This is a genomic window from Marinobacterium sediminicola (assembly GCF_022343685.1).
GTDB lineage: Bacteria > Pseudomonadota > Gammaproteobacteria > Pseudomonadales > Balneatricaceae > Marinobacterium > Marinobacterium sediminicola.
In genome coordinates, this window is sequence record NZ_CP092123.1 from 914,024 (window position 1) to 937,816 (window position 23,793).

At 54.3% G+C, this 23,793-nt stretch carries 22 protein-coding genes and 2 tRNA genes; 18 read left to right on the top strand and 6 right to left on the bottom strand.

Going from position 1 to position 23,793, the window contains the following annotated elements:
* Positions 1-16 precede the first annotated feature (16 nt).
* The 6 genes from rpsA (at position 17) to LN244_RS04295 (ending at position 4,733) form a co-directional block, all read left to right on the top strand.
* Entirely contained in the window at positions 17-1,699 is a 1,683-nt protein-coding gene (rpsA, locus tag LN244_RS04270) for a 30S ribosomal protein S1 (RefSeq protein WP_239041612.1), read from the top strand.
* A gap of 64 nt (positions 1,700-1,763) precedes the next feature.
* A complete protein-coding gene (gene ihfB / locus LN244_RS04275; RefSeq protein ID WP_239041613.1) occupies positions 1,764-2,060 on the top strand; it encodes an integration host factor subunit beta in 297 nt (98 codons plus the stop codon).
* A 44-nt stretch (positions 2,061-2,104) separates the two neighbouring features.
* On the top strand, positions 2,105-2,410 hold the full coding sequence (locus LN244_RS04280; protein WP_239041614.1) for a LapA family protein: 306 nt from the start codon (positions 2,105-2,107) through the stop codon (positions 2,408-2,410).
* A gap of 1 nt (position 2,411) precedes the next feature.
* Positions 2,412-3,596 (top strand): lipopolysaccharide assembly protein LapB, encoded by a 1,185-nt coding sequence (gene lapB, locus LN244_RS04285; RefSeq protein WP_239041615.1) that lies wholly within the window; start codon positions 2,412-2,414, stop codon positions 3,594-3,596.
* 11 nt (positions 3,597-3,607) lie between these two features.
* On the top strand, positions 3,608-4,333 hold the full coding sequence (pyrF, locus tag LN244_RS04290) for an orotidine-5'-phosphate decarboxylase (protein WP_239041616.1): 726 nt from the start codon (positions 3,608-3,610) through the stop codon (positions 4,331-4,333).
* Positions 4,334-4,448: 115 nt separating this feature from the next.
* On the top strand, positions 4,449-4,733 hold the full coding sequence (locus LN244_RS04295) for a ComEA family DNA-binding protein (protein ID WP_275424707.1): 285 nt from the start codon (positions 4,449-4,451) through the stop codon (positions 4,731-4,733).
* Between the two features lie 49 nt (positions 4,734-4,782).
* Here LN244_RS04295 and LN244_RS04300 read toward each other — a convergent pair whose 3' ends face one another.
* Genes LN244_RS04300 through LN244_RS04310 form a run of 3 tightly spaced genes read right to left on the bottom strand, consistent with a single transcriptional unit; the run spans position 4,783 to position 9,059 of the window.
* Positions 4,783-5,685 carry an AEC family transporter gene (locus LN244_RS04300; RefSeq protein ID WP_239041617.1) on the bottom strand — a complete coding sequence of 301 codons (903 nt, stop codon included), beginning with the start codon at positions 5,683-5,685 and terminating at the stop codon, positions 4,783-4,785.
* A 49-nt stretch (positions 5,686-5,734) separates the two neighbouring features.
* The gene (locus LN244_RS04305) at positions 5,735-6,223 is read right to left on the bottom strand and encodes a universal stress protein (protein ID WP_239041618.1); all 489 of its coding nucleotides are present in this window, start codon (positions 6,221-6,223) and stop codon (positions 5,735-5,737) included.
* The gene (locus LN244_RS04310) at positions 6,210-9,059 is read right to left on the bottom strand and encodes an FAD-binding and (Fe-S)-binding domain-containing protein (protein ID WP_239041619.1); all 2,850 of its coding nucleotides are present in this window, start codon (positions 9,057-9,059) and stop codon (positions 6,210-6,212) included. Before LN244_RS04310 ends, LN244_RS04305 begins: the two co-directional genes overlap by 14 nt.
* Before the next feature lie 183 nt (positions 9,060-9,242).
* Here LN244_RS04310 and pdhR point away from each other — a divergent pair, with 183 nt between their 5' ends.
* From pdhR to aceF, 3 genes are all read left to right on the top strand, one after another.
* Positions 9,243-10,007: a pyruvate dehydrogenase complex transcriptional repressor PdhR gene (pdhR, locus tag LN244_RS04315; protein WP_239041620.1), complete on the top strand. Its 765-nt coding sequence runs from the start codon at positions 9,243-9,245 to the stop codon at positions 10,005-10,007.
* A 228-nt stretch (positions 10,008-10,235) separates the two neighbouring features.
* Positions 10,236-12,884 (top strand): pyruvate dehydrogenase (acetyl-transferring), homodimeric type, encoded by a 2,649-nt coding sequence (aceE, locus tag LN244_RS04320; RefSeq protein ID WP_239041621.1) that lies wholly within the window; start codon positions 10,236-10,238, stop codon positions 12,882-12,884.
* 48 nt (positions 12,885-12,932) lie between these two features.
* The gene (aceF, locus tag LN244_RS04325) at positions 12,933-14,909 is read left to right on the top strand and encodes a dihydrolipoyllysine-residue acetyltransferase (protein WP_239041622.1); all 1,977 of its coding nucleotides are present in this window, start codon (positions 12,933-12,935) and stop codon (positions 14,907-14,909) included.
* 106 nt (positions 14,910-15,015) lie between these two features.
* On the opposite strand, the gene LN244_RS04330 is transcribed toward aceF, so the two are convergent.
* From LN244_RS04330 to LN244_RS04340, 3 genes are all read right to left on the bottom strand, one after another.
* Positions 15,016-16,308: an NCS2 family permease gene (locus LN244_RS04330; RefSeq protein WP_239041623.1), complete on the bottom strand. Its 1,293-nt coding sequence runs from the start codon at positions 16,306-16,308 to the stop codon at positions 15,016-15,018.
* Positions 16,309-16,401: 93 nt separating this feature from the next.
* Positions 16,402-16,478 (bottom strand) — tRNA-Pro (locus LN244_RS04335).
* Positions 16,479-16,501: 23 nt separating this feature from the next.
* Positions 16,502-16,578 (bottom strand) — tRNA-Pro (locus LN244_RS04340).
* A 178-nt stretch (positions 16,579-16,756) separates the two neighbouring features.
* On the opposite strand from LN244_RS04340, the gene LN244_RS04345 reads away from it, so the two are divergent.
* The 9 genes from LN244_RS04345 (at position 16,757) to sspA (ending at position 23,670) form a co-directional block, all read left to right on the top strand.
* Positions 16,757-17,122: a CidA/LrgA family protein gene (locus LN244_RS04345; protein WP_239041624.1), complete on the top strand. Its 366-nt coding sequence runs from the start codon at positions 16,757-16,759 to the stop codon at positions 17,120-17,122.
* Positions 17,119-17,829: an LrgB family protein gene (locus LN244_RS04350; protein WP_239041625.1), complete on the top strand. Its 711-nt coding sequence runs from the start codon at positions 17,119-17,121 to the stop codon at positions 17,827-17,829. The genes LN244_RS04345 and LN244_RS04350 overlap by 4 nt, the downstream gene beginning before the upstream one ends.
* 119 nt (positions 17,830-17,948) lie before the next feature.
* Positions 17,949-19,058 carry a cell division protein ZapE gene (zapE, locus tag LN244_RS04355; protein ID WP_239041626.1) on the top strand — a complete coding sequence of 370 codons (1,110 nt, stop codon included), beginning with the start codon at positions 17,949-17,951 and terminating at the stop codon, positions 19,056-19,058.
* Positions 19,059-19,228: 170 nt separating this feature from the next.
* The gene (gene rplM, locus LN244_RS04360; protein WP_239041627.1) at positions 19,229-19,657 is read left to right on the top strand and encodes a 50S ribosomal protein L13; all 429 of its coding nucleotides are present in this window, start codon (positions 19,229-19,231) and stop codon (positions 19,655-19,657) included.
* 13 nt (positions 19,658-19,670) lie between these two features.
* Positions 19,671-20,063, top strand: a complete 393-nt coding sequence (gene rpsI / locus LN244_RS04365; RefSeq protein ID WP_239041628.1) for a 30S ribosomal protein S9 — start codon at positions 19,671-19,673, stop codon at positions 20,061-20,063.
* A gap of 264 nt (positions 20,064-20,327) precedes the next feature.
* Complete coding sequence (gene petA, locus LN244_RS04370; protein ID WP_239041629.1) at positions 20,328-20,924, top strand: ubiquinol-cytochrome c reductase iron-sulfur subunit; 597 nt, start codon at positions 20,328-20,330, stop codon at positions 20,922-20,924.
* Positions 20,924-22,180 (top strand): cytochrome b, encoded by a 1,257-nt coding sequence (locus tag LN244_RS04375; RefSeq protein ID WP_239041630.1) that lies wholly within the window; start codon positions 20,924-20,926, stop codon positions 22,178-22,180. The genes petA and LN244_RS04375 overlap by 1 nt, the downstream gene beginning before the upstream one ends.
* Positions 22,180-22,947, top strand: a complete 768-nt coding sequence (locus LN244_RS04380) for a cytochrome c1 (protein ID WP_239041631.1) — start codon at positions 22,180-22,182, stop codon at positions 22,945-22,947. Before LN244_RS04375 ends, LN244_RS04380 begins: the two co-directional genes overlap by 1 nt.
* Before the next feature lie 90 nt (positions 22,948-23,037).
* Positions 23,038-23,670, top strand: coding sequence for a stringent starvation protein SspA (gene sspA, locus LN244_RS04385; RefSeq protein ID WP_239041632.1), 633 nt, complete (start codon positions 23,038-23,040; stop codon positions 23,668-23,670).
* Positions 23,671-23,793 lie beyond the last annotated feature (123 nt).

Below are 23,793 nucleotides of genomic sequence, written 5' to 3' on the forward strand. Positions count from 1 at the left end.
TTGGGAAGGGACGGTAATGAGCGAAAGTTTTGCGGAGCTGTTTGAAGAGAGTTTGAAAGAGCTGGACATGGCGCCCGGTTCCATTGTGACCGGCACTGTGGTGGCGATTGATAACGATTTTGTGATCGTCAATGCAGGACTCAAGTCTGAAGGGGTTATCCCTCTGGAACAGTTCCGTGATGACAAGGGTGAGTGCAATCTTCAGGTGGGCGACGAAGTCCGTGTTGCTCTTGAATCCCTGGAAGATGGCTTTGGTTCTACCGTCCTGTCCCGCGAACGCGCCAAGCGTATCGAGGCCTGGGCAGTGCTGGAAGATGCCTATGAAGCAGGCAAGAATGTTCAGGGTCACATTGTTGGTCGTGTACGTGGCGGTCTGACCATCAATGTCAACGGACTGAATGCCTTCCTTCCCGGTTCTCTCGTTGATATTCGCCCTCTGCGTGACACCTCGCATCTCGAAGGTCAGGAACTGGAGCTGCGCATCGTCAAGCTTGATGCGCGCAGCAATAACCTGGTGGTGTCTCGTCGAGCTGTTTTGGAAGAGGCCTACAGCCAGGAACGTGAAAAGCTGCTGGAGAAGATGGAAGAAGGTCTGGTCGTCAAAGGTATCGTGAAGAACCTGACCGACTACGGTGCTTTCATCGACCTGGGTGGTATTGATGGCCTGCTGCACATTACCGATATTGCCTGGAAGCGCGTCAAGCACCCGAGCGAAGTGCTGACCGTTGGTGATGAAATCGACGTTAAAGTGCTGAAGTATGATGCCGAACGCAAGCGCGTTTCCCTGGGTCTAAAACAGTTGCAGGAAGATCCATGGAACAAGCTGACCTCCGAATACTCCGTTGGTAGCCGGGTTAAGGCCAAAGTCAGTAACCTGACAGATTATGGTTGCTTTGCTGAAATTGCGCCGGGTATCGAAGGGCTGGTTCATGTATCCGAAATGGACTGGACCAACAAGAATATCCATCCCTCCAAAGTGGTCCAGCTCGGTGATGAAGTCGAGGTCATGATTCTGGATATCGACCAGCAGCGTCGCCGCATTTCTCTGGGCATGAAGCAGTGCCAGACCAACCCATGGGAGAAGTTTGCCAGCGAACATGCCAAGGGGGATGTGCTGAAGGGCCGTGTCCGCTCCATTACTGATTTTGGTGTCTTCATCGGTCTTGATGGTGGCATTGATGGTCTGGTGCACCTGTCGGATCTCTCCTGGGATCTGCCGGGTGAAGAAGCGATGAAAGCCTACAGCAAGGGCGATGAAGTTGAAGCTCTGGTATTGTCCGTTGATCCGGAACGGGAACGAATCGCTCTGGGTGTCAAGCAGCTGAACTCTGATCCTTTTGCACAGTTTGCTGACCAGCATCCGAAAGGCAGTATCGTCACCGGTGTTATCCAGGAGGTGGATCCACGTCAGGCGACGGTTGCTCTGGCTGAGGGTGTCGAAGGTGTGCTCAAGGTCTCCGAGCTGTCTGAAGCTCATGTTGCTGACTTGACCACTGAGCTCAAGGTCGGCGATGAGCTTGAAGCCGCCATCCTGAGTGTGGATCGCCGTAATCGCGCACTGAACCTTTCTGTGCGTCAAATGGAACGAGCTCAGGCAAAACAGGCTATGAAGGCGGTGCAGGAGCAGGCACCTCAGGAGCAGGGACCGACCACTATCGGTGACCTGATCAAACAACAGATGAAAAAGCAGGATTCCTGATCCCAGCGTCGCTCTAGTCTGAGGCTCCGTGCTCACGGAGCCTTCGGTCTCAACCGGAGGTGTTATGACCAAGTCAGAGTTAATCGAGCGTTTGATTGATGCCCATCCCGAATTGTCGGTCAAAGATGTAGAATTGGCTGTCAAGACCATGCTGGACCACATGACCGATGCCCTGTCGACAGGCGAGCGCATCGAAATTCGCGGTTTCGGCAGCTTCTCGTTACACTATCGTGCACCCCGGATGGGGCGTAACCCGAAAACGGGAGAAGCCGTTCCCCTGGCGGCCAAATATGTTCCTCACTTCAAACCCGGTAAGGAGCTTCGAGACCAGGTGAACGATGGGCTTAAAGCCGGCTATTGAGTTCCCTGTCATAATTATGCCGGTCAACTGCAGAGGATGAAGGCGTGAACTGGCTGAAAAAACTGATCCTGACCCTGCTGGCACTGATTGTGATCGGCATAGGCATTCTATTCACCATCCATAACACCCAACCGGTGCAAATTGATCTGGTGTTCCTGACGCTGCCTGAAGCCAGTCTTTCTCTCTGGCTGATTGCGGTATTTGTGCTGGGTGGAGTTTGCGGCATGGTGTTGAGTTCTTTCACTCTGCTTGCGCTCAAAACCCGACTGAGGTCTGCTCGTCGCAAAGAACAGGCGTTCCGTAAGGAGCTTGATCAATTGCGCACGGCGGGCCTGAAAAACTCAAACTGAAATGCTGTCTGACTACCTGCTGATTGTTCCGCTGTTTCTGGCAGTGGGCGCAGGCTGGTGGTTGGGCCGTATACAGTCATTGAACCGTCAGGAAGCTGAACCCGCCAACAACCTGAACAAGGAATACTTCATCGGTCTTGATCACTTGATCAACGAAAATACCGATGAAGCCATCGAAAGTTTTATTCGCGCACTTGAGATCAACTCTGATACGATTCCGGCACATTTGACCCTGGCAAAGCTGTTCCGTCGTAAGGGAGAAGTGGATCGCGCCGTTGGCATTCATCAAAAGCTTTTGGCACGTCCCGACCTGCAAGAATCTGACTTTCTCCGCATTCAGATGGCCTTGGCTCGTGATTATGACGCCTTGGGGCTTCTGGATCGTTCAGAAAATCTGCTGCGAGATATTATCCTGCGTGCCGCTGATGCAGGTGCGCGTCGCAAGGCTCAACTGCTGCTGATCAAGCTGTACGAAAAGGAAAGGGAATGGCAGCAGGCACTGGATATGGCGCGCGAGCTTCATGGCAGTGACCTTGTTGAGGTTCAGCATGAGCTGGCTCACTACTGTTGTGAGCGTGCCGAAGTTGTTCTTCGTCAGGGAGATATCGCAGCAGCCGAGCAGTATCTTCGTCAGGCCTTGAGTTATGATCGTGCCTGCTGCAGGGCAAGCCTTATCAGGGCAAAAATGCAGATAGCACAATCAAACTGGCGTCAGGCGATCAAGTCACTTAAGCAGGTGCTGGAGCAGGATTCACAGTATGTGTCTGAAACCATTGCGCCTTTGGCTGAATGTTATCGGGCATTGGGGGCCGAACCAGAGTTCGAAACCTATCTGCGCAGGTGCCTGCAACAGGCTCCATCGGCAACGGTCATCATGGCTTTGGCTGAGATGATCTGGCAGCAAAAAGATGTGTATGCTGCGGGGAAATTTCTCACGGAAGAGTTGAAAAAGCGTCCATCGATCAGGGGGTTCAACCGGTTGATCGATATGCATATTGACTATGGTTCCCAGAGTGCCAGACAGAGCCTCAGTGTTTTGCGGGGACTGACCGGCCAATTGGAACTGAGTAAACCCATTTATCAGTGCGGCCAATGCGGTTTTTCAGGGCGGACGTTGCATTGGCAATGCCCGTCCTGCAAGCAGTGGGGCACGATAGGGCCCATACAGGGCCTTGAAGGCGAGTAAGAGATATTAAAATGACCACCGATACCAAACGAATCATTGTCGCTCTCGATTATCCCGATCAGGATGCTGCGTTGCGAATGGCAAAACAGCTGGATCCGGCATTATGCCGTGTCAAAGTGGGCAAGGAGCTGTTTACCCGCTGTGGCCCCGGAATTGTTGAGGCTTTGCACCGTTTGGGATTCGAGGTTTTTCTGGACCTTAAGTTTCATGATATTCCCAATACCACGGCGCGCGCCGTACGTGCAGCCGCCGAGATGGGAGTCTGGATGGTTAATGTGCATGCGTCCGGTGGTCGTCGCATGATGGAAGCTGCACGCGAGCAACTGGAGCAGGTACAGAATAACCGTACACTGCTGATAGCTGTTACTGTGCTGACCAGTATGGAGCGTGAAGATCTGGCCGAAATTGGCCTGGATCTGGATCCTATGGAGCAGGTGGTAAGGCTCGCCAGGCTGACTCAATCTTCCGGTCTGGATGGGGTGGTCTGCTCGGCACAAGAGGTTTCAGCGATTCGTGAGGCGATTGATCAGCCCTTTGCCCTGGTGACGCCCGGGATTCGGCCTGCCGATGCCGATCAGGGAGATCAGCGTCGTATCATGACACCGGCACAAGCAATTGAAATCGGCAGTGATTATCTGGTGGTTGGCAGGCCGATTACCCAGGCCGAGTCGCCAGCTGAGGTTGCTGTGCGTATTCAGCAAGAAGTTTCTGCCGCTCTTTTGGCCCGTAAAGGCTGATCAGAGTCAATAACTCACCGGGCAAGGCTTCAGCTTGGGAAAGCTCTTGCCTATGATGATCCAAGCCGGTCAAGGAATGGCTGGCTTTCTTCCCCTTGAACGAAAGGACTCGATCATGATTAAACGTCTGCTGAGCACAGTGCTGCTCTCGTCTGCCCTGTTTTTTTCTCCCCTGTCACTGGCTGCAGAACCGGTGGATATCAATACTGCAACTGCCAGTGAGATCGCTGCTGCACTGAATGGGGTAGGGCCTGCCAAAGCGGAAGCCATTGTTGCCTACCGTGAAGCCAATGGTCCGTTCGTGGCGGTCGATCAACTGAGTGATGTCAAAGGAATAGGACCGGCCACGGTTGAGAAGAATCGCGAGCTGATTCTGCTCCAGACCGGCGGCTCTCAGTAAAACGATACAGACACAGGGCCGGCATATGCCGGCCCTTTTTACATTCCTGTCAGCTGACCTGAAGCGCAAAGGCCAGAGCGACGGGGATGACAACCAGGCTGCTGATATTGCCCAGCAACACGATTGAGGCAACCTGTTGGGGCTCCTGATTGTAGCGCTCTGCCATCATGTAGTTGAGTACGGCAGGCGGCAGCGCGCCGAACATCAACAGATAGCTGAACTGTATGGGTTCAAGCTGCAAGATGGGTTGTAGCGCTAGTGCCATGATGATGCCACTGACCGGAGCCAGCAAACTGCCCCAAAGGCCTATTTTCCAGTTGGAAAAATCGACACTGGTCATCCGAACGCCCAATGCAAACAGCATTAACGGGATCGCGATCTGTCCCAGCATGTCAATGGGTACTTGCACAGCACCTGGCAGGGTCCAGTCGAAGGAGCTGACCAGCAAACCTGCAATGGTCGCAATGATCATGGGCATCCGCAGAACGTTAAACGGATTGGTACGGTGGTCGAGCATATAAATGCCAACGGTGAAGTGCAGCAGGTTTTCCACCAGGAACAGCACGACAGCAGCCGGCAGTGCCTGTTCTCCAAACGCCAGAACCAGCAGTGGAATGCCAAGGTTGCCGCTGTTGTTGAACATCATTGGTGGCAGAAAGGTTTTTACCTGGACACCCAGAAATCGACATAAAGGCCAGATCAGCAGGCCTGAGCCCAATACGACGATCAAAGCGCCAATCGCAAGGTTGGAATAAGTCGGCAAGTCGAAGGACTTGGCGGACATGACCGAAAAGATCAGCGCCGGACAAAAAACATCAATGTTGATGCGGTTGGCAATTGCCATATCGGTATGCCTGGCCTTGGCATAAAAAAAACCGACACTGACAATGGCTGTCAGAGGGAAAACCGTAAGAAAGATGCGTTCCAGCAGCGCGAGCGAAGTGCTGTCCATGAAGATTCCTTTGGCTGGCCCCTTCAGCGGGCCAGCCCGCCCTCAGGGATCAGATATAGTCTTTACCGGTAGGGACCACATACACGGGGATTTTGGCGTAACGGATAACCTGATTTGCCGTATGACTGTGATGTCCGAACCTGTTTTCTGCGCCCATGATGATAACATCCGCGCCCAGTTTTTCAGCCTGTTCAAGAATTACATCTGAATGAGGGCCCTCTGCGACAACGGGAGTGATTTTCGGAGTGCCGTTGTCAGGCAGGATGGACAGTTCATCCTCGATGAACTTATCAACACGTTCACGCATTTGATCAAGCACCTTGTGAATGCCTTCTTCGTGCATCCTGTGGATCATATCCTCCGGCAGGTAGTTTCGGATCAATGCATGTCCCATTTCGCCGATCGGCTCAATGACGTGCAGCATGTGGATATGTGCACCCGTCAGGCGTGCAAGTTGAACGGCGTGGCGGAAAACCGGCCGTGAATAATCGTCCAGCAGCGTGGTGTAGAGAATAGTCTTGATATCAGGAAGCGACATGACAAGTGTCCTCAATAGGCTTGGGGTGTGAGCAACGGTCAAGCAGGTAGACCACGGAGCGATATTCAATGCCACTGTGATGGCTAAGGCCTATCTCGCAGGTACGGCTGGTTGAGTACCCTCCACTGCATTGCTGGACCTGGGATTTCAGCGAACGCAAAGCGCTCGCATTCAATTCAGGGGTCGAAAAGCCCTTGTCACCCGCAAAGCCGCAACAGGTGATCTGGTCCGGAACGATCACGTTGGTGCTGCAGGCCTCGAGGATTCGCTTGAGGGCAATATCCTGACCCTGACGCTGGCTGCTGCAGGTAATATGCAGTGCCACCGCTTCATCTATAGGCGTGATCTCGAGTCTGGGCAATACAAAGCGGTCAAGGAACTCGACACTGTCGAAGATCTGTAGTTCTGAGGGCAGCCCTTCCTGCAAGCGCAAACTGCAGGGGCTGGTGTCCGAGTAGACCGGGATCTGACCCTGGTTGCTCACTTTCATCAAGTGTATGCCGAGCTCGCTGCGCTTGCGTTCGGCGGCATTGAACATGCCTTTGGACTGAAAGGGCATACCGCAACACAGGCCCTCCAGTGCATCAGGGAGAATGACCTCAAACCCTGCCTTGCGCAGCAGGTGTATGGTCTTGTCGGCCAGTGAAATGGGTTCTTCACTGCCACGCATCGGGCCCATGGTACGGCTGGCGCAACTGGGCAGATAAACGACTTTTCCTGCAGGCGTATTGCCGGGTTCTGTAACGGGGAGTGTCATTTTGGCCGCCGTAGGCATGGCGGGGGTCCACTGCTGGACTCGGTTTCCGCTGAGTCGACGAACACCTTGGGTGATCGCCCCCATGCGGGCAGTGCCCAGTACCTTGTGTGTCACATCGGCAAGCCTGAAGAGCCCACGGCTGGCTTTCATGACGCCGCCATAGTGCTCGGCAACCCACGCGGCCAGGTTTTCTCTGTGCTCATGATTGTAGTGCCGTATCAGTCGCGTCAGGTCGCCAGTGTTGATGCCGACAGGGCAGCTGGTGGAGCACAATCCGCAGGCGGCGCAGGTTTCCTCGCCCTGATAGGCATATTGTTTTTTGAATAACTGCAAGCGTTTGGGGTCATCGCCGCTGCGATCCAGCTCATTGATTTCACGCCAGATCACAATGCGCTGACGAGGTGTCAGCGTCAGGTCCCGTGAAGGGCAGACCGGTTCGCAGAAGCCGCATTCAATGCACTTGTCGATCAAGGGGTTCGCGGCCGGCATCGGCTTCAGGTTTTTAAGATGAACCTTGGCATCATCGTTGAGTATCACGCCGGGGTTGAGCAGTCCAGCAGGGTCCAGCAGAGACTTGATTTCCTTCATCAGGCGATAGGCATCTTGTCCCCACTCCAGTTCCACGTAGGGGGCCATATTGCGGCCGGTGCCATGCTCGGCTTTGAGTGACCCTCCATATCGGTTGACCACCAGGTCGGCCACATCATCCATCAAGCCCTCATAGCGGCGTAGTGCTTCATCAGTGTCGAACGACTGGGTGAAGACAAAATGGAGGTTGCCTTCGAGCGCATGGCCGAAAATAAGTGCTTCAGGATAATCCCAGCGCAGAAAAAGCTCGTGCAGGTCGGCTACGGCATCTGCCAGCTGCTCGACCGGGAAGGCGACGTCCTCAATGATCACGGTGGTGCCGGTTTCTCGAACAGCGCCAACCGCTGGGAAGAGGCCCTTGCGGATGGCCCAGTAACGAGCACATTCAACTGGATCGGTGCTGAACTCATACGGCTGGCTGGTTGGGAGTGCTTCGATGCTGGCCATGATGGTTTTAATCTGTTGATGCAACTCCGCTTCTGACTCTGCACGCGTTTCGATCAGCAGGGCTGCAGCATTCTCAGGCAGAGATCTGATGAAGTCGGGCATGCCAGGCTTGTCCTCCACTGAGCGAAGTCCGGCACGGTCCATCAGCTCAACGGCTGCCACCGGGGTCGATTTAAGGCGTGCGACAGCTTCGCAGGTGGTGCGAACCTGGTCAAAAAAGACCAGTGCAGATGCCTTGTAAGGATGATCGGGGACGGTGTTGTAGGTGATGGCAGAGATGAAGCCCAGGGTGCCCTCGGAGCCGATCATCAGGTGTTGCAGAATATCGATGGGGTCTTCAAAGTCGATCAATGCATTCAAGGCATAGCCGGTAGTGTTCTTGAGCCGATACTTGTGTTCAATCTTTTGCTTCAGTGCACTGTTGCTGCGGGTCAGCTTGGCCAGAGAGTCGAGACTGTCCAGCAGGGCGTGATGCTGCTGACGAAACTGAGCGACCGAGTCCCGGTCAGCGGTATCCAGAACGGACCCGTCGGACAGCACCATGCGCATGCTGTGGAGTGTGCGGTAGCTGTTTTGTGCCGTGCCGCAGCACATGCCGCTGGCATTATTGGCCGCAATACCCCCGATCTTGGCCGCATTGATGGATGCCGGGTCGGGGCCTATCTTGCGCTGGAAAGGGGCCAGATAGCGGTTGGCGTGGGCGCCGATCACCCCGGGTTGCAGACGGATGGTGCTGGCGTCTTCGCTGATTTCATAGCCTTTCCAGCCATCTCCCAGCTGGACGAGAACAGAGTCGGTAATGGCCTGTCCGGACAGGCTGGTTCCTGCTGCACGAAAGGTCAGCGGCAGGGCATGTTCATGGGCCAGGCCAATCAGGCGCACAACTTCTGTTTCACTTTCAACCCTGACCACGATTTGAGGGATCAGGCGATAGAAGCTGGCATCGGTTCCATAGGCCAGCGTCCTCAAGGGATCGGTAATCAAGCGTTCGGGCGGGATGAAGCTCTGCAGTTGCTGATGGAATGCTTGGAACTCAGGTTTCATAGATTCACCATAATTGGTCTTACCAATTAACCATATTGGTTTTGGTGACTTTATGATCAGCACATATTGTCTGTCAATCTTGTAATGTGGATATTTCAATATTGGATACTTGTAAAATTGGTCAAACCAATTTAGCTTCTTGAGAAGTATCCGGTTATCCACAATCAGGTCATTAATGTTCTTATGGTGTACAAACGCGTCAAACAGCCTCGAATCTCCGATGTGATCATGCAGCAGTTGGAAACAATGATTCTTGAAGGGGCGCTCAAGCCAGGTCAGCGCCTGCCTCCGGAGCGAGAGCTGGCTGCTCAGTTCGAGGTTTCCCGGCCTTCTGTGCGCGAAGCCATGCAAAAGCTGGCGGCACGCGGTTTACTGGTCAGTCGTCAGGGGGGAGGCACTTTTGTTGCCGAAGATTTAGGAGCCGGACTCTCTGATCCACTGTTGGAGTTGTTCAAGTCACACCCTGAATCACAGTATGACTTGCTTGAGTTTCGCCATGCACTTGAGGGTGTCAGCGCGTACTACGCAGCCATGCGATCTACGCCAGCTGACAAGGCTGCCATTCAGGCTTGTTACGATCAATTGCAGCGATTCCATGAGGAAAAGGCGTTCGATAAGGAAGTGGCGGCTGATGTGGAGTTTCACCTTGCGATTGCGGCGGCTACACATAATGTTGTGCTGCTGCATATGATGCGTGCCCTGTTCACGCTGCTGCGACAGCATATTTGGGACAATCTGGAGCAGATATATCCGAAAGGCGAGATGCGCAGCCGCATCCACGAACAGCACCGCCTGTTGCTTCAGGCCATTCTTGAATCCAGACCTGAAGCGGCCCGCCAGGCAGCCCATGATCACCTTGCCTTTGTCGAAGAGGTGCTGCTTGAGCAGGGGCGCGAACGAACTCGACTGGAAAGAGCCTTGAGGCGGTCTAACCTTGAATCAAGGTAAATAGCAGTAGAAGTGTCAAAATACTACAGTATAAAGGGTTTTTGTACGCGTTAACCCGTACGTATTGCTTGGTAATAGACAAAAGTATGGGGCAAATGTAGTATTACTACACATAAAACCACAATAACCAGGACAGCTTAGTGTGCTCAGCGTGCAATCCATGCAGAGTACGCACTAGTCTTGGCACATCCACGCTTACAAGTGATCGGAGAAGGCAAAGTGCGAGACATGATTGAAGATATCGATCCAATCGAAACTCAGGAATGGATGGATGCTCTTGAATCCGTCGCCAAAAACGACGGAGATGAGCGCGCGCGCTACCTGCTGCGCGAATTGGGCGCCAAGGCGGCCAACATGGGTGTTGATGCGGGTGCTACCATCAATACCTCATATGTGAATACCATCTCGCCGCGTGAAGAAGTGCGCATGCCGGGTGACCTGTTCATGGAGCGTCGTATCCGCTCCTTCATTCGCTGGAATGCGATGGCAATGGTCATGCGAGCCAACGACAATGAAGACGCACTTGGCGGTCACATCTCCAGTTTCTCCTCCTCCGCAACTCTTTACGATATCGGCTTCAACTATTTCTTCCACGGTCCTGAAGGTGATCGTGAGTCCGATATGGTGTTTTTCCAGGGCCACATCTCACCAGGCATCTATGCCCGTGCCTATCTGGAAGGTCGCCTGACCGAAGAGCAGCTGGACAACTTCCGCCGCGAAGTGGATGGCAACGGCTTGTCTTCCTATCCGCATCCCTGGCTGATGCCGGACTTCTGGCAGTTCCCGACTGTGTCCATGGGTCTGGGTCCGATCCAGGCAATTTATCAGGCGCACGTGATGCGCTATCTGTCTGCGCGTGATCTGGTCAAGCGTGGTGATCGCAAGGTATGGGCGTTCCTCGGTGATGGTGAGTGCGACGAGCCGGAAACGCTGGGCGCTATTTCTCTGGCAGGTCGTGAGCAGCTGGAAAACCTGATTTTCGTGATCAACTGTAACCTGCAGCGTCTGGATGGTCCTGTACGCGGCAACGGCAAGATCGTTCAGGAACTCGAAGGCGTGTTCAAGGGCGCTGGCTGGAACGTGATCAAGGTGCTTTGGGGGCGTCACTGGGATCCGCTGTTCGAGAAAGACGATAAGGGCCTGCTGCGCAAGCGTATGGACGAAGTCTGTGACGGCGAATTGCAGAACTACAAAGCCAACGGCGGTGCCTACACCCGTGAGCATTTCTTCGGTAAATATCCTGAGCTGGCCGAGATGGTCAAGGATATGTCTGATGACGAGATCATGAACCTGAACCGCGGTGGTCACGACCCTTACAAGGTATATGCGGCCTACCACAAGGCGTTCCATCACAAGGGACAGCCGACCGTTATTCTGGCACAGACCGTTAAAGGTTATGGTACCGGCCAGTCGGGTCAGGCGAAGAACGACACCCACTCCATGAAGAAAGTGGCGCTGGATGACCTCAAGGCGTTCCGCGACAACTTCAATATTCCGCTGTCTGATGAACAGCTGAAGAGTGTGCCTTATTACCGTCCGTCTCCGGATTCAGCGGAGATGAAGTACATGTTTGAACGTCGTAAGCAGCTGGGTGGCTTCTATCCGGCGCGCCGGACAGAGTTCGAGCAGTTGCAGGTGCCAGAGCTTGAAGCCTTCAAGGGGCAGCTCAAATCCAGCGGTGAGCGTACCATGTCAACCCAGATGGCCCTGAACCGTGTGCTCAGCACTCTGGTCAAGGACAAGCAGATGGGTGAGCGTGTCGTGCCGATCGTGCCGGATGAGGCACGTACCTTCGGTATGGAGGGCATGTTCCGTCAGTTGGGTATCTACTCTTCTGAAGGTCAGCGCTACGTGCCGCACGACTCTGACCAGATCATGTACTACAAGGAGTCCAAGAACGGTCAGATTCTGCAGGAAGGTATCAACGAAGCGGGCGCCATGTCTGCCTGGATCGCAGCGGCAACGTCCTATGCCAATAACGGCTGCACCATGGTGCCGTTCTATATCTTCTATTCCATGTTTGGTTTCCAGCGCATCATGGACCTGGCCTGGGCAGCAGGTGACTCTCAGGCAAGAGGCTTCCTGATTGGTGCAACCTCTGGCCGTACTACGCTGAACGGGGAAGGTCTGCAGCATCAGGATGGCCACAGTCACCTGATGGCGCAGATGATTCCGAACTGTATCTCCTACGATCCGACCTATGGCTACGAAGTGGCTGTGATCGTTCAGGATGGTCTGCGTCGCATGTACCAGGAGCAGGAGAACAAGTTCTATTACATCACCACGTTGAACGAGAACTATCAGCATCCGGAAATGCCGCAGGGTGCTGAAGAAGGCATCATCAAGGGCATGTACCTGCTCGAGGAAGGCAAGCAGGCCGATCTCAAGGTACAGCTGATGGGCTGTGGTTCCATTCTGCGTGAAGTTCGTGAGGCCGCGACCATTCTGCGTGATGAGTTCGGTGTCGAGGCAGATGTATGGAGCGCTACCTCTATCAACGAACTGCGCCGTGATGCTCAGGCTGTCAGTCGCTGGAACATGCTGAACCCTGAACAGGCAGCGCGTAAATCCTACATTGAAGAATGTCTCGAAGGACGTGAGGGGCCGGTTGTAGCCTCCACCGACTACATGCGTCTGTATGCCGATCAGCTGCGCGAGTACATCCCGCGTCGTTACAAGGTGCTGGGTACCGACGGTTTCGGTCGCTCCGACAGCCGTACCAAACTGCGTGAATTCTTTGAAGTGAATCGCTACTACGTCACCGTAGCTGCACTCAAGGCGCTGCAGGAAGAGGGCAAGCTGGAGGCTTCGGTTGTCGCCAAGGCCATTCAGAAGTTCAACATCAATCCGGACAAGCCGGCCCCCTGGACACTGTAAGTGACAGGCGAGTGAACATCTGACTGGTTTATTGCGAGAGGATTTATTGTGACTACGACTACCATTACAGTGCCTGATATCGGCGGTAGCGAAAACGTCGACATCGTTGAAGTATGCGTCAGTGTGGGTGACACCATTGCCGAAGGTGATTCCCTGATCGTACTGGAAACCGACAAGGCTTCCATGGAAGTGCCGTCCACCCATGCCGGAGTGGTAAAAAACATCATCGTGTCTGAGGGTGGTACCTGTAACGAAGGTGACGCCATCCTGGAGCTGGAAGTAGATGGAGCGGGTGAGGTTGAACAGCCTGCTCCGGCTGCCGCTGCTGCGGTCAAAGCCTCCGAATCTCCGATCGACTCTGTTGCGGCGCCTGCTGCCACGACCTCAACACGTATCGAACAGGTCCTGGTTCCCGACCTTTCCGGTGCTGCTGATGTCGATGTCATCGAAGTGCTGGTCAAGGCCGGTGACGAGATTGCAGAAGGCGACAGTCTGATCACACTGGAAACCGACAAGGCCTCCATGGAAGTACCGGCACCGAAGGGTGGCAAGGTTGTTTCCGTGAAGATCAAGGAAGGTGATCAGGTCAATGAGGGTGATCTGCTGCTGGAGCTGGAAATCAGCGAAGGTGGAGCTGCCGGTGCTGACTCGGCTTCGGCTGCAGAGCAGTCTTCCGCGCCTGCTGCAGAACCTGCGCCTGCTTCCGTGGCAGCACCGGTACCGGTTCAGGCTGGTGGTGTGGAGCCGGTGACTGTTCCGGATCTGTCCGGTGCTTCTGATGTGGATGTCATCGAAGTGCTGGTCAAGGTTGGTGATGAGATTGCAGAAGGTGACAGCCTGATTACTCTGGAAACCGACAAGGCCTCCATGGAAGTACCGGCACCGAAGGGTGGCAAGGTTGTTTCCGTGAAGATCAAGGAAGGTGATCAGGTCAATGAAGGGGATCTGATTCTTGAGCTTGAAGTGGCAGGTGCGCCGGCCGCGGCCCCGGTTGCCGAAGCACCTAAGGCGGCTCCGGCTCAAGCGCCCGCTGCAGCCTCTCCGTCTGCACCATCCAAGGCTCCGGCTGTGGATAAAAATGTTGATCTGGCGGTTTTGGAGAAGAAGAACCGTAATGTTCATGCTGGTCCGGCTGTGCGTGCATTGGCGCGTGAGTTCGGTGTCGAGCTGGAAAACGTATCCGGTTCCGGTCGTAAGGGACGTATCCTGAAAGAAGATGTCCAGACTTACGTGAAGTCGGCGCTCAAGCAGCTGGCTGAAAAAGGACCGGCCGCGGTGACCGGTGGCAGCGGCATCCCGGCAATTCCGGCTGTGGATTTCAGCAAGTTCGGTGAAACCGAGATGGTGAAGCTGAGCAAGGTCGACAAGATCACTCGTGATAACATGTCGCGTTGCTGGTTGAACATCCCGCATGTGACCCAGTTCGACGAAGCGGACATCACCGAGCTGGAAGCTTTCCGCAAGGAGATGAAGGATGTTGCCGCGAAAGAGGGTGTCAAGCTGACTCCGCTTCCTTTCATGATCAAGGCAGCAGCGATTGCGCTCAAGCGTCATCAGAAATTCAATGCTTCCTTGCATCATGATGGCGAGCACATCGTGTACAAGAAGTATGTCAACATCGGCATTGCGGTTGATACACCGAATGGTTTGATGGTCCCGGTGATTAAAGATGCTGACAAGAAGAGCGTCTACGAGCTGTCCCGTGAGGCCACTGAGCTGGCGGGCAAGGCCAAGGATCGCAAGCTGAAGCCAAACGAGATGCAGGGAGCCTGCTTCACTATCTCCAGCCTTGGAGGTATTGGTGGCACTGGGTTCACACCGATCGTGAATGCGCCGGAAGTGGCGATTCTGGGTGTGTCAAAGGCAGACATCAAGCCGCGCTGGAATGGCAAGGAGTTTGAGCCGCGCATGATGCTGCCGCTTTGCCTCTCCTATGACCACCGTGCTATCAATGGTGGTGATGCGGGGCGTTTCCTGACCGAGCTTAACGGTCTGCTCAGCGATATCCGCCGTCTTCTGCTCTGATCGATACGGCAGGCATAAAAAAGGGTGAAGGCCATTGGCCTTCACCCTTTTTTTATACCTCTGCCAAGCTCTTGCCAGAGGTTAATATGACATCGGCGCGTGTTGATTAACCGTAGTAGGCCATCTTAACGATGAACAGGGCCGACAGTATCCATAGAGCTGGATTGAGCTGATGGGTTCGGCCACTAAGTGCCTTGATGGCGGTGTAGGAGATCATGCCAAATGCGATGCCGGTGGTGATTGAGAAGGTCAAGGGCATGCTGACGGCAGCAATCACGACGGGCGCTGCTTCGGTTATGTCATCCCAATCGATCAGCACAAGGCTGTGAGTCATCAAAACCGCCACAAACAGCAGGGCTGGCGCGGTAGCATAGGCAGGAATGGTGCCAGCGAGCGGGGAAAGAAACAGGCAGGCCAGAAACAGCAGGCCAACAACCACTGCGGTAAGGCCGGTACGTCCTCCGGCTGCAATACCTGCGCCTGATTCTATATAACTGGTGGTGGTCGAGGTGCCCATGACAGAGCCAGCCATGGTGGCAGTTGAGTCAGCCATGAGTGCACGCCCCAGGCGGGGAAGCTTGCCGTCAGGAGTCAGCATCTTTCCTTTTTGCGCAACGGCAATCAGCGTACCGGAAGTATCGAAAAGATCGACGAACAGGAAAGAAAAGATCACGCTAACGAGGCCAATGCTCAGTGCTCCGGCAATATCCAGCTGACCGAATGTGGGAGCCAGGGAGGGGGGAGTTGAAGCGATGCCGTTGAACTCAATCTGGCCGGCAGCAAGGCTGATCAGTGTAATGGCCAGAATGCCGATCATGACGGAACCGGTTACTTTCTTGTGATAAAGCGCCGCGATGATGACGAAGCCTGCGCACGCCATAATGGCACCCCACTGGCTCATGTCACCAATGGTGACCAGTGTGGCCGGATTGTCAGTGACGATGCCGGCATTCTTCAGTCCAATAAAACCCAAAAAAAGGCCGATACCGGCACCAATGCCGCCCTTGAGCGACAGGGGAATGCTGTTGATGATCCATTCACGGATGCGGAACAGTGATAGCAGGAAGAAGCAAACCCCGGAGATAAAGACGGCCCCGAGAGCGGTTTCCCAGCTGTATCCCATCTGGCCGACGACCGTGAAGCTGAAAAAGGCGTTCAAGCCCATTCCGGGAGCCAGGGCAATCGGGTAGTTGGCGCCAAACCCCATGACAAAGCAGCCGATGGCCGCTGCCAGGCAGGTGGCCACGAACACGGCACCCGAATCCATGCCGGCAGCAGCCAGCATCGAGGGGTTGACGAAGATGATATATGCCATTGTCAGGAAGGTGGTCAGGCCTGCAATGACTTCCGTTTTGATATTGGTTTGGTGCTCGGAGAGCTTGAAGAGCTTGTCCAGCATTGAAACGATCCACTGAATTACAGGAAAGGCAGTATTCTACCTTAGTCTTAAAAATTGATCAGTGGGTAATGAATGATGTGCGGGAAAAGAAAATGGTCGGGGTGACAGGATTTGAACCTACGACCCCTGCCTCCCGAAGACAGTGCTCTACCAGGCTGAGCTACACCCCGACGCAGTACTTAGTTTCAGCAAATGGTCGGGGTGACAGGATTTGAACCTACGACCCCTGCCTCCCGAAGACAGTGCTCTACCAGGCTGAGCTACACCCCGACAAAGCTGAAGCTAAGTGCTTGTTCTGATTGGTAGAATGGCGTTATAGATGCCTCAATCAGGAACGGAGCGCATTATAGAGAGGGTTGGGCTGTTTGCCAAGAGTAGAAGAGAAAAATGTTAAGAAAATAAGTACACTTCGCCTCTTGCCTGAATGATATACACAGGGGGATGGCTGATGTTGGTTGGGCTTCTGCTGTTGCTGATATGCCAGTTGCTGGGTGAATGGATCGTGTTGGCTTTAGGGCTTCCTGTACCGGGGCCCGTGATGGGGATGGTCTTACTGCTGACTGGACTCGTCATGGCCAAGAGGGTGCCGAAAGTTGTACGAACTCCGGCAGAAGGTCTGCTACAGCACCTGGCGCTGCTCTTTGTACCTGCGGGTGTCGGGTTAATGGTGCATGCCGAATTAATCGCGGCCGAATGGCTGATCATTTTGATTGCACTGGTCAGTAGTACGGTGATCACCATTGTTGTGACGGCGCTGGTACTGAAGCGGCTGACCCGAAACCTCAGGCTGGGTGAGACGGAGGAGTCGCCATGACGAGCTTTTGGGTTTATTTTGCTGCCAAGCCGCTCTGGTGGATCATTGTCACCATCGCCACGTTTCTGTTCACGTCCTGGTTAAACCGTCGTGTTGGTGGAACCCCGTTACTGCACCCGGTGTTGGTGGCCTTGTCACTGATAATTCTGCTGCTGCAGATCACGGATACGGACTACGATACTTACTTTCAGGGTGCCCAATTCATCCACTTCCTGCTGGGGCCTGCAACGGTTGCCTTGGCAGTACCCCTCTATGATCACTTTGAGCGCATCAAGAAGATGCTGCTGCCACTACTGGTTGCCTGTACCTGCGGCGCGCTGACTGCGGCTTTATCAGTTATTGCGACTGCCTGGGCACTGGGGGCATCTGATAACACCTTGCTGTCGCTGGCGCCAAAGTCGGTAACCTCACCGATTGCCATTGGCATAGCTGAAAAGATTGGAGGCTATCCCTCGCTGGCGGCCGGACTGGTACTGATCACCGGTGCCATCGGTTGCCTGACGGCGCCGCCACTGTTTCGTTGGCTCAAAATTGAGGATGATGCAGTTAAAGGATTTACCCTCGGTCTGTCTTCTCATGGCTTTGGAACGGCTTACGCGTTTGAGTTCAGTACTCTGGCAGGTGCTTTTGCTGGTCTGGCGATGGGATTGACCGGGTTGCTGACGGCCTTCCTGGTGCCGGTGCTGGTCCGGCTGCTCGGACTCTGAGCCTGTTTTCTGCAAAAGAACAGGATTTTGAGGCTGTCGGGTTTGCGCAAAAACGCCTTCAGCAGTAAAGTTCGCCACCGTTGTGGTGTGCATAAACCGATCAGAGGTACAAACTGAAGATGACTCCGCTTGAGCGATACCAGCAGGATCTGAAACGTGACGATTTCTCCTATGATCCCACACAGGAAATGGCTGTAGGTCATCTGCAGCGCCTGTATGACGATCTGGTAGCCGCCGAACGTGCGCCCAGACCAGGCTTGATGCAGCGACTGGGGGGGAAGTTGAAGCGGCAGAAGCAGGAGCCGATCAAGGGGCTCTACTTCTGGGGCGGTGTCGGTCGTGGCAAGACATACCTCATGGATACCTTCTATGACAGCCTGCCGTTCGAACGCAAGATGCGCACCCATTTTCATCGTTTCATGCAGCGAGTGCATCACGAGCTCAAGGCGCTTGACGGTACCAAGAATCCACTGGTGGAGATCGGTCGCAAGTATGCAGATGAAGCCCGCATTATCTGTTTCGACGAGTTTTTCGTATCGGATATTACGGATGCGATGATTCTGGGCGGGTTGATGCAGGAACTGTTCAACAACGGCGTATCCCTGGTTGCGACCTCCAACATCGTTCCGGATGGTCTCTATAAAGATGGTTTGCAACGACAGCGATTCCTGCCCGCGATTGATATGCTCAAGCGCTACACTGAGGTGGTAAACGTGGATGGCGGGATCGATTACCGTCTGCGTACGCTGGAACAGGCAGAGCTTTACCACTGGCCGTTGGACGCTGAGGCTGATAAGAGCCTGGCGCGCAGTTTTGAGAGCCTGGCGCCTGACCTCGAAGAAGAGGAAGCAGAAGCGGTAGTCGAGATCAATGGTCGAGGTATCAAGGCGCGGCGCCTCTGTGAGGATGTGGCCTGGTTCGATTTCAATGCATTGTGCGAAGGCGCCCGTTCCCAGAACGATTACATTGAACTGGGCAAGATCTACCATGCCGTGCTGCTGAGCAATGTACCTCAAATGGGACGTCACAATGATGACGCGGCTCGTCGATTTATCAACCTGGTGGATGAGTTCTATGATTCTGGGGTAAAGCTGATCATCTCGGCCGCAGTGCCAATCCACGAGATTTATACGGAAGGGCGTCTGAACTTCGAGATCGAGCGCACCCAGAGCCGCCTGCTGGAAATGCAGTCGCACGAGTATCTTGCCAGAGAGCACCGGGCGGCCTGATTTTATTATGTTGGCCCTTCCCAGAGGGGAAGTCAGCGGGTATAATTCGCGCTCCCTGAAAGCAGGGTGCCGAATAAGTGTACGTTAGTGGCTGGCAAGGCCGCTAACCAATAACTATAAGGTAAGTCGGAATCTCGGATTCGAGACTTAAACTGTAAGGTGAAAAATCCATGAAAACTTTTACCGCCAAACCGGCCGAAGTAAAACGCGACTGGTATGTTGTCGATGCAGAGGGTAAAACTCTGGGTCGTCTGGCTACTGAAATTGCCCGTCGTCTGCGCGGCAAGCACAAGCCGGAATACACTCCGCACGTTGATACTGGCGACTACATAGTTGTAGTAAACGCCGAGAAAGTAAACGTGACCGGCAACAAGCGCAACGACAAGATGTACTATCGTCATTCCGGTTTCCCGGGTGGTCTGAAGGAAGCAAACTTCAACAAGATGGTACAGACCTTCCCTGAGCGCACTATCGAGCTGGCTGTTAAAGGCATGCTGCCGAAGGGCCCGCTGGGTCGCGCCATGTACAGCAAGCTGAAAGTATACGCCGGTGCTGAACACCCGCACCAGGCTCAGCAACCGAAAGAACTGAACATCTAAGGGGAAGGCGAATATGTCTACTACTCAGTATTACGGTACCGGCCGTCGTAAAACCTCTACTGCTCGTGTTTTCCTGCGCCCGGGTACTGGCAAGATCATGATCAACAACCGTACTCTGGAAGAGTACTTCGGTCGCGTAACTGCGCGTATGATCGTGATGCAGCCGCTGGAGCTGACTGACAACGTTGAAAAATTCGACGCCCACATCACTGTTAAAGGTGGCGGCGGCTTCGGTCAGGCTGGTGCTATTCGTCACGGCATCACTCGTGCCCTGATGGAATACGACGAGACTCTGCGTGGTGCTCTGCGTGAAGCTGGCTACGTGACTCGTGACGCTCGTATGGTTGAGCGTAAGAAAGTCGGTCTGCGCAAAGCGCGTAAGCGTCCGCAGTTCTCCAAGCGTTAATTGCTTGCGGCCTGGCCGCTTTACGGCAATGCAAAAAAGCCTGCAGCCCTCGTGGTTGTGGGCTTTTTTCGTATCTGGGGTCAGGTCAATAAAAGCGTTGTTCGCCTAATGGAGTGGGGATTTTACCTTGTAAAAAAAGGGTATTTTCTTTAACATTCGGCGCATTTGAACAAACCGGTTTTGTGTTTTTTCATGACTGAGCGGCCAGTCAGCCTTTTGTGCTTGTACGAAAAGCGGCAGGTCGATTGAGGGGAGATGAAGTTAATGAGCAATGACGGCGTGAATAAGGGTCGACGTCGTCTCCTGATCGGTGCCACATCTGCAGTAGGTGCAGTGGGTGCTGTTGGAGCGGCCGTCCCGTTCGTGGCTTCCTGGAATCCGAGTGCCAAGGCGAAAGCCGCAGGCGCGCCTGCGAAGGCGGATATCAGCAAGCTGGAGCCTGGTCAGCAGATGATCGTCGAGTGGCGTGGCAAGCCGGTATGGGTTGTCCGTCGTGGCGAGGAAGCACTGGCCAACCTGGAAAAGCTGAACGATCGTGTCGCTGACCCGATGTCCGAGAAGCCGCAGCAGCCGGATTACATTCCGAAAACTGCTGCACGTGCAATCCGTCCGGAAATCGCCGTTATGGTTGGTATCTGTACTCACCTGGGCTGCTCTCCGACCTACCGTCCCGAAGTGGCACCGGAAGATCTGGGCCCTGAATGGCTCGGCGGCTTCTTCTGCCCCTGTCACGGCTCCCGTTTCGACCTCTCCGGTCGCGTATACAAGTCTGTGCCCGCGCCGACCAACCTGGTTATCCCGCCGCACAAGTATGAAGATGACAACACACTGATTATTGGTGTCGATCCGGAGACTGCATAATGGCTGGTACACGAAACAAAGGTAATCCGGGCCTGATGGGCTGGATTGACGATCGCTTCCCGGCAACAGCCCTGTGGGAAGACCATCTGTCCAAATACTACGCGCCGAAGAACTTCAACTTCTGGTACTTCTTCGGCTCCCTGGCTCTGCTGGTGCTGGTGAATCAGATCCTGACCGGTATCTGGCTGACCATGAGCTACAACCCGAGCGCAGAAGGTGCGTTCGCGTCTGTTGAATACATCATGCGAGATGTGGAATACGGCTGGTTGCTGCGCTATCTGCACTCTACCGGCGCTTCTGCGTTCTTCGTAGTGGTTTATCTGCACATGCTGCGTGGCATCATGTACGGCTCATACCGCAAGCCGCGTGAGCTGGTGTGGATTTTCGGTATGACCATCTATCTGGCACTGATGGCTGAAGCTTTCATGGGCTACCTGCTGCCTTGGGGCCAGATGTCCTACTGGGGTGCACAGGTAATCATCTCCCTGTTTGGTGCTATTCCGGTTATCGGCCCAGATCTGCAGCAGTGGATCCGTGGTGACTTCCTGATCTCCGGCATCACTTTGAACCGTTTCTTCGCGCTGCACGTCATCGCACTGCCGATCGTGATCCTTGCGCTGGTGGTTCTGCACATCATTGCGCTGCATGAAGTGGGCTCAAACAACCCGGACGGTATCGAAATCAAGGACAAGAAAGACGAAAACGGCGTACCCTTGGACGGCATTCCGTTCCACCCGTACTACACCGTCAAGGACATCGTCGGTGTTGTTGTCTTCCTGTTCGTTTTCTGCACCGTTGTGTTCTTCTTCCCTGAAGGTGGTGGTTACTTCCTCGAGAAGCCGAACTTTGAAGCAGCCAACGCGCTGAAAACACCTGATCACATCGCTCCGGTCTGGTACTTCACGCCGTTCTACGCCATGCTGCGTGCGATCACCTTCCCGATGTTCGGTCTGGACGCCAAGTTCTGGGGTGTTGTCGTAATGGGTGCTGCTATTGCCATCCTGTTCGTACTGCCCTGGCTGGATCGCAGCCCGGTCAAGTCTATTCGTTACAAAGGCTGGCTGAGCAAAATCGCACTGCTGATCTTCATCGTAAGCTTCGTGATTCTGGGTGTGTTGGGTGTTCTGCCGGCAACTGAAGGCCGTACCATGCTGTCCCAGCTGTGTACAGCGCTGTACTTCGCATTCTTCCTGCTGATGCCGTTCTACACACGTATGGAGCGCACTAAACCGGTTCCGGAAAGGGTTACAGGCTAATGAAAAAGTTCCTTATCACACTGATGATGGCGCTGGCTCCGATGACTGCCAGTGCCGCCGGCGGCGCCGGTGTGCCGCTGGATTCGATTGATGTCGATCTGACCGACAAGGCGTCTTTGCAGCGCGGTATGCAGACTTTCGTCAACCGCTGCATGGGTTGCCACGAAGCTGGCTACCAGCGTTTTGAGCGTGCTGCTCAGGATCTGGGCATCCCGAATGAGCTGGTTGAGGAGTATCTGATCTTCAACCCGGAAACCAAGATCGGCGAGCACATGAAGAGTGCGATGGCGAAGCAGGATGCAGCAGGCTGGTTTGGTGCTCCTCCGCCCGACCTGACCCTGGAAGCGCGCCTGCGTGGCCCGGACTGGATTTACACTTACCTGCGTAGCTTCTACGCGGATGAAAACCGTCCTTGGGGTGTGAACAATGCTGTTTTCCCGGATGTGGGTATGCCCAATGTCCTGGAAGATCTGCAGGGCAAGGTCGTCAACCACTGTACTCCGGAAGAGCTGGCACACGGTCAGAATGAGATTGACCCGCTGACCGGCAAGACCATGGGTGGATGTCTGACAGTTAATGAGGCTGGCAGCCAGTCTCCTGAAGAGTTCGACAAAACCATCTACGACCTGGTTAACTTCATGACTTACATGGGTGAGCCGTCTCGCCTGGAGTCTGAGCGACTGGGCACCAAGGTTCTGATCTTCCTGGCGATCCTGTTCGTATTTGCCTTTGCTCTGAAGAAAGAGTACTGGAAAGACGTTCACTGATCGCCCTGGGGTGATTGAGTCCTGAACTACGCGGTCGAAAGGCCGCGTAGATTTTTTGTTTCAGCAGCATACTATTATGGGGATAGTTCGATGGGCGTAGTAGCCAAGCGTTCTTCCATGACCTTTTACTCTGATGGCTCTGACCATTACAGCCACCGGGTACGCATCGTACTCTGTGAGAAGGGCGTGGCAGTTGATATTGTTGAGTGTAAAGCAAACGAGCTGCCGGAGGATGTAGCGGCGCAGAACCCCTACAACAGCCTGCCTACCCTGCTGGATCGTGAGCTGGTGTTGTATGAACCCAACGTGATGATGGAATACCTCGATGAGCGTTTCCCGCATCCGCCCCTGCTGCCGGTCTATCCTGTTGCCCGTGCCGAAAGCCGTCTGTTCATGCATCGCATTCAGCGTGACTGGTGTGTGCTGGTTGATCGCATTCTCGAGGGTGAAGGAAGTGATGCTGAGCTGGATGCGGCCCGTAAGGAACTGCGTGACAGCCTGGTCACTATTTCTCCGATCTTTGCTGAGAAGCCTTTCTTCATGAGCGAAGAGTTCACGCTGGTAGATTGCTGCCTGGCTCCAATCCTGTGGCGTTTGCCTCAGCTGGGTATTGAGCTGCCGGAAGCACAGACCAAGCCGCTGCAGGCGTACATGCAGCGACTCTTCGAGCGCGAGTCGTTCCAGGCCAGTCTGTCCGAATACGAACGTGAGATTCGTGACTGAGCGCTTGTGAGCATAAGCTGATCGAAACAGGGATGAAGGTGACTTCATCCCTTTTTTATATGGCGAATTCTGAGCTGTTGCAGTTGCATAAACGCATTTGTAGCAGACTCCATAAGTATTGAG

Excerpts from the sequence above, each read along its gene's own strand:
- rpsA (WP_239041612.1), top strand. The coding sequence starts at position 17 with ATGAGCGAAAGTTTTGCGGAGCTGTTTGAAGAGAGTTTGAAAGAGCTG.
- ihfB (WP_239041613.1), top strand. The coding sequence starts at position 1,764 with ATGACCAAGTCAGAGTTAATCGAGCGTTTGATTGATGCCCATCCCGAA.
- lapB (WP_239041615.1), top strand. The coding sequence starts at position 2,412 with ATGCTGTCTGACTACCTGCTGATTGTTCCGCTGTTTCTGGCAGTGGGC.
- pyrF (WP_239041616.1), top strand. The coding sequence starts at position 3,608 with ATGACCACCGATACCAAACGAATCATTGTCGCTCTCGATTATCCCGAT.
- LN244_RS04295 (WP_275424707.1), top strand. The coding sequence starts at position 4,449 with ATGATTAAACGTCTGCTGAGCACAGTGCTGCTCTCGTCTGCCCTGTTT.
- LN244_RS04300 (WP_239041617.1), bottom strand. The coding sequence starts at position 5,685 with ATGGACAGCACTTCGCTCGCGCTGCTGGAACGCATCTTTCTTACGGTT.
- LN244_RS04305 (WP_239041618.1), bottom strand. The coding sequence starts at position 6,223 with ATGTCGCTTCCTGATATCAAGACTATTCTCTACACCACGCTGCTGGAC.
- LN244_RS04310 (WP_239041619.1), bottom strand. The coding sequence starts at position 9,059 with ATGAAACCTGAGTTCCAAGCATTCCATCAGCAACTGCAGAGCTTCATC.
- pdhR (WP_239041620.1), top strand. The coding sequence starts at position 9,243 with ATGGTGTACAAACGCGTCAAACAGCCTCGAATCTCCGATGTGATCATG.
- aceE (WP_239041621.1), top strand. The coding sequence starts at position 10,236 with ATGATTGAAGATATCGATCCAATCGAAACTCAGGAATGGATGGATGCT.
- LN244_RS04330 (WP_239041623.1), bottom strand. The coding sequence starts at position 16,308 with ATGCTGGACAAGCTCTTCAAGCTCTCCGAGCACCAAACCAATATCAAA.
- LN244_RS04345 (WP_239041624.1), top strand. The coding sequence starts at position 16,757 with ATGTTGGTTGGGCTTCTGCTGTTGCTGATATGCCAGTTGCTGGGTGAA.
- LN244_RS04350 (WP_239041625.1), top strand. The coding sequence starts at position 17,119 with ATGACGAGCTTTTGGGTTTATTTTGCTGCCAAGCCGCTCTGGTGGATC.
- zapE (WP_239041626.1), top strand. The coding sequence starts at position 17,949 with ATGACTCCGCTTGAGCGATACCAGCAGGATCTGAAACGTGACGATTTC.
- rplM (WP_239041627.1), top strand. The coding sequence starts at position 19,229 with ATGAAAACTTTTACCGCCAAACCGGCCGAAGTAAAACGCGACTGGTAT.
- rpsI (WP_239041628.1), top strand. The coding sequence starts at position 19,671 with ATGTCTACTACTCAGTATTACGGTACCGGCCGTCGTAAAACCTCTACT.
- petA (WP_239041629.1), top strand. The coding sequence starts at position 20,328 with ATGAGCAATGACGGCGTGAATAAGGGTCGACGTCGTCTCCTGATCGGT.
- LN244_RS04375 (WP_239041630.1), top strand. The coding sequence starts at position 20,924 with ATGGCTGGTACACGAAACAAAGGTAATCCGGGCCTGATGGGCTGGATT.
- LN244_RS04380 (WP_239041631.1), top strand. The coding sequence starts at position 22,180 with ATGAAAAAGTTCCTTATCACACTGATGATGGCGCTGGCTCCGATGACT.
- sspA (WP_239041632.1), top strand. The coding sequence starts at position 23,038 with ATGGGCGTAGTAGCCAAGCGTTCTTCCATGACCTTTTACTCTGATGGC.